We start from the raw sequence: 4,280 nt of genomic DNA, 5'->3' as shown, positions 1-4,280 counted from the left end.
CCTCGGCGCGGCCGGCAGCAGCGACGCGTCGTCGGTCGCGGAGACACGCGCGCTGGCCGCGCGCCTCGCCGAGCTGCTCCGCACGCCCGTGACCGCCGGTTTCGCGTCCGCGGCGAGTCCGACGGTCACCGAGGAGGTCACGCGACTGCGCGCTGACGGACACCGTCGGATCGCCGTGGCGACGCACCTGCTCGCTCCGGGATTCTTCGCCGATCGACTGGCCGCCGCGGGCGGGGATATCACCTCCGCGCCATTGGGTGCGCACCCGGAGATCATCGATCTGATCGTGCGGAGATATCGCGAGAATTCCGCGGCAATCGGTCGCTAAAGTCACGACGACTTACACGCCCAACACCTGTGAATCGACTTAAAACGTCAGCGTTGCAAACATTTCCATCGAACGTTTTCAAAAGTAGTGTGTGCGGACTGTGAATTGTTTGTGCATAATGTCCTCGAAAGACGGATAGCCGGAGCAGGGAGAAGAAGCGCATGGCACAACAGTTCCAGGTTCAGTACATCGACGACCTCGACGGAACGGATCTCGGCACAGAGGCCAATTCCATTTCGTTCGCGTTCGACGGCAAGGAATACACGATCGACCTCAGTGATGAGAACGCCGAGAAGTTCCGTGAGGTCATGGCGCCGTACGTCGAGAACGGCCACCGCGTGACATCGACCAAGGCCAAGCCGGCACGCCGGACGGCGAGCAAGACGTCCTCGTCGGGGGAGACCAAGGCCATTCGTGAATGGGCGCGGAACAACGGATATGAGGTCTCCGACCGCGGCCGAATTCCCGCCGACATCATGGACGCGTACGCTGCGGCCAACTGATCGCCGTGGGCAGAGCGCGGCCGCCCGGACGGGCGGGCGATGGGCTCCGTTGATGGGGGCTGAGGTCCTTTTCCTCTTGCGTGATTCACGCCGCGGCCGGTCAGTTCGCGGCGTATTCCATCCCGGCGGCTCAGAGTCGCTCGACCGGCGCGTCCAGATGGGGCAGTATCCCCGCGACGAGACCGGCGCGGATGCCCGAGTAATTCGGCCCGCGCAGCGAGGCCAGTTCCGCGGCCACGGCGACGGCCCGGTCGAGGACCGACTCGGCGTCGACGGCCTCGTGCGCGATCCCGGCCGAGACGGCCTCGGCGGCGGGGTAGCGGCGGGCGGTGAGCATCGCGGTGGACGCCACCGGGTGACCGAGGCGGGTCGTCACGAGCGCGTTCATGCCCGCCGGGAACGGCATCCCCAGCCTCGCCTCGGGAAGGTTCCAGTAGCCGCGGTCAGACCGCATCACCCGGTGATCGTGGCTCACCGCGAGCATCGCCCCGGCGCCGAACGCGTGACCGTTGACCGCCGCGACGGTCGGCAGCTCCAGCCGCAGCACCCGGGCGAACAGCCGCTGCACCCGCGTCACGTACGCGGGCAGCCCCGCGGGGTCCGAGGCGACGACCCCCAGATCGAGCCCGTTGGAGTAGAACCGACCGGCGCCCGTGGTGACCAGCGCGGCCGGGCCCTCGGAGGCCTCGACCTCGTCGAGCGCGGCGTCGAGCGAGTCGAGGAGGTCCGGCGAGAAGACGTTCTCGGGATTGCCGGGCTCGGCTGTCGGCTCGGTGGTGGTCGGCTCAGTGTCCATCAGCTCCGAGAAGCGCAGGACGTAGACGCTGCCATGACGGCTCAGGGTGGTCATGGACCCAGCCTAGGCCGCCCCGGCAGACGGGCGGGTAACACTGTCTCAGCAGGTGCGGAGCCGGCGTGACGGCACTGTCGCGACGCCCGTATCACGGTGTCCCGCCGACACGCCACGCCGGTATGACGGTGAACTCGTCGTCGTCGTCGTACCCTGCCGGGGTGACCCCTTCCTCGACGCGTGCCTCCACCCACGCCCAGTACGACGACTCGCTGCGCCGGGGGATCCTCGACGAGGCCACCAGGCGGCTCCGCGACGCGCCCCCGGAGACGCTCGGACTGCGGCCCCTGGCCGCCTCCCAGGGCACCTCCACCACGGCGATCTACACGATGTTCGGCGGCAAGGCCGGACTGCTCGCCGCGGTCGCGCACGAGGCCGACAGCCAGCTCGCCGCCGCCCTGCGCGACGCCCTGCGGCACGACAGCGTCGAAGGCGACGTCCGGTCCCTGTGCCGCGCCTACCGCCTGTGGGCGCTCGAGAACCAGGGGCTCTACGGCCTCGTCGTGGGCGAGCCCGCGCGGTCGCCGCGGGCCGGGACCGAGCGCGGTGCCGGTGACCCCGACGAGCCGCTGTGGCGCGAGCCGCTGCTCGAGGTGGTGGACGCGGCGGTCGACGAGGGCGTCTTCCGGGCCGCCGACGTGCACGAGGCCGCGACCGCCATCTGGGCGTCGCTGCACGGCGTGGTGTCGCTGGAGCTCAGCGTGTGGCGGTCCTCGCCCAGCGCCGAGCAGTACTTCGAGACGCAGCTCGCGGCGATCCTGCGGTCGTGGGCGGGCGGCTCGGCGGGGACGACGCGCACGCTCGGCGCCACCGGCACGGACGGCGCGGCCCGATGAGCGACCGCGCGTTCTTCACCCTGGACGACTCGGGCGCCTACATCCCCACGATCTTCGCGCGCAGTGCATGGTCGGACAACATGGTCAACGGCCCGGCCGTGGTGGCGGCGACCGCGCGCGCTCTGGAGCTCGAGCACGGCGCCGACGGATTCCAGCCGGCGCGCCTGACCGTGGACCTGTTCGCCCCGGTTCGCAACGAACCGCTCGTCGCGCGCACCTCGGAGATCCGGGCCGGCAACCGGATCCGCGTGGCCGACGTCGAACTGACGCAGGGTGACAAGGCCGTCGCCCGCGCCACGCTCGTCCAGCTGCGCCGCGGGGAGCAGCCGCCGGGCCGGATCTGGCGGTCGGGGCGGGTCGTCGAGCCCCCGACGGGGGCCGCGGACGAGCCCGACAAGCCGGGCTCGAACGTCTTCTTCGGCAGCGGTGAGGACCCCGTCACGTGGGACCGCGATATGGGCTCGCACCAGAACGACCAGCGCAAACGCTTCTGGCAGCAGCCGCTCGACACCATCACCGGCGAGGACTCCACGCCGTTCCAGCGCGCGGTGACGCTGGCCGAGTCGACGAGCCTCATGACCCACTGGGGCGACGAGGGGATCGGCTTCATCAACGCCGACCTCACCGTCGCGCTGGCACGGCTGCCGCGGTCGCGTGACCTGGGGATCGAGGCCGACGAGCACATCAGCGCCGAGGGCGTCGCGGTGGGCACGGCCTCGCTGTTCGACCGCGACGGCGTGTTCGCGACCGGCACCGTCGTGGCCGTGTCCAACGCGGGGCGGCAGATCGACTTCACGCGGCGCGGGCCGGGCGGTGACTCACAGGACCGCGGTTCGCTCGGCGGCTCGGAGAGGGCGAGGCGGGTATGACCGGCGGCCTGAGCCACGCCAGGATGCTCGACGCGCTCGAGGCGCAGGTCGGGCTGGTGCGGTTCGCGCTGGCGGGGGACGGGTCGGGTGGCTCGGGGTCGGGTGGCTCGGGTTCGGGTGCTGCGGACGTCACCGCCGCCGTGCCCTCGTGCCCCGACTGGACCGTCCGCGATCTCGTCGCGCACCTGGGCACCGTCAACTGGTGGGCGGGTCAGACCGTCCGCGACGCGACGCCCGACGCCCGGAGCCGCGGTATGAGCGCGGTGCAGCGCTCGGCGCCGCCGGCCGCGGACGGCGCGGATGCGCTCGCCGACTGGTACGCGCGGATCGCCGATGAGATGCTCCGGACCCTCACCGACGCCGCCCCCGACGCGCCCGCCTGGACCTTCTCCGGCGCTGGCCGCGCCGACTTCTGGCTGCGACGCCAGCTGCACGAGACCACGATCCACCGCTGGGGCGTCGAGGCCGCGCTGCACGGCGCGGCCGCGACGACGCCCGTGTCGGAGGACGTGGCCGTCGACGGCATCGACGAGTTCTGCACGGTGATGCGCCCGCACTTCTCCGGCCGCGTGCCCGCGCTGCCGCTGACGATCCGCCTGCGTGCCGTGCCCCACGCCGCCTCGGACGGTGTGGCGGCGGGCGGCCTCGCGGCGGGCGCCGAGCCGGTCGGTGCGGGCTCGTTGGGTGCTCTCGAGTGGGAACTGCCGGGGCCCCCGGACGGCGGGGAGGTCGAGGTGGCCGGCCCGCCGGAGACTCTCGCCCTGCTGCTGTGGGGGCGCGTGCGCGCGGGCGCCGCGGGCCTGGAGGTCACCGGCGACCGCGACGGCCTCGACGCCGCCCTGGAGGCCGGGCTGTCCGCGTGAGCGGGCCGTCGGCGTGAGGGTCCCTGCCGCG

General features: G+C 72.2%; 6 protein-coding genes. 5 read left to right on the top strand and 1 reads right to left on the bottom strand.

All coding sequences use genetic code 11. The annotated features are described in order from the left end of the window. The coding region (locus HMPREF3086_RS17150) for a sirohydrochlorin chelatase (RefSeq protein ID WP_305790945.1) at positions 1 to 328 on the top strand (328 nt) is incomplete at its 5' end. Positions 329 to 489: 161 nt separating this feature from the next. After that, entirely contained in the window at positions 490 to 831 is a 342-nt protein-coding gene (locus tag HMPREF3086_RS17145) for a histone-like nucleoid-structuring protein Lsr2 (RefSeq protein WP_061229945.1), read from the top strand. Between the two features lie 130 nt (positions 832 to 961). On the opposite strand, the gene HMPREF3086_RS17140 is transcribed toward HMPREF3086_RS17145, so the two are convergent. Continuing rightward, complete coding sequence (locus tag HMPREF3086_RS17140) at positions 962 to 1,681, bottom strand: enoyl-CoA hydratase/isomerase family protein (protein ID WP_083324508.1); 720 nt, start codon at positions 1,679 to 1,681, stop codon at positions 962 to 964. 161 nt (positions 1,682 to 1,842) lie between these two features. On the opposite strand from HMPREF3086_RS17140, the gene HMPREF3086_RS17135 reads away from it, so the two are divergent. The 3 genes from HMPREF3086_RS17135 to HMPREF3086_RS17125 are packed head-to-tail and all read left to right on the top strand — an operon-like array spanning position 1,843 to position 4,249. After that, positions 1,843 to 2,517: a TetR/AcrR family transcriptional regulator gene (locus HMPREF3086_RS17135; protein WP_243699685.1), complete on the top strand. Its 675-nt coding sequence runs from the start codon at positions 1,843 to 1,845 to the stop codon at positions 2,515 to 2,517. Beyond that, positions 2,514 to 3,386, top strand: a complete 873-nt coding sequence (locus tag HMPREF3086_RS17130) for an acyl-CoA thioesterase domain-containing protein (RefSeq protein WP_070723149.1) — start codon at positions 2,514 to 2,516, stop codon at positions 3,384 to 3,386. The genes HMPREF3086_RS17135 and HMPREF3086_RS17130 overlap by 4 nt, the downstream gene beginning before the upstream one ends. After that, positions 3,383 to 4,249: a maleylpyruvate isomerase N-terminal domain-containing protein gene (locus HMPREF3086_RS17125; protein WP_061917526.1), complete on the top strand. Its 867-nt coding sequence runs from the start codon at positions 3,383 to 3,385 to the stop codon at positions 4,247 to 4,249. The genes HMPREF3086_RS17130 and HMPREF3086_RS17125 overlap by 4 nt, the downstream gene beginning before the upstream one ends. Positions 4,250 to 4,280 lie beyond the last annotated feature (31 nt).

The sequence above is a fragment of the Dietzia sp. HMSC21D01 genome, from assembly GCF_001815995.1.
GTDB lineage: Bacteria > Actinomycetota > Actinomycetes > Mycobacteriales > Mycobacteriaceae > Dietzia > Dietzia cinnamea.
The sequence above is the reverse complement of the archived record's forward strand: the minus strand, read 5'-3'. Positions and strand labels throughout refer to the sequence as shown.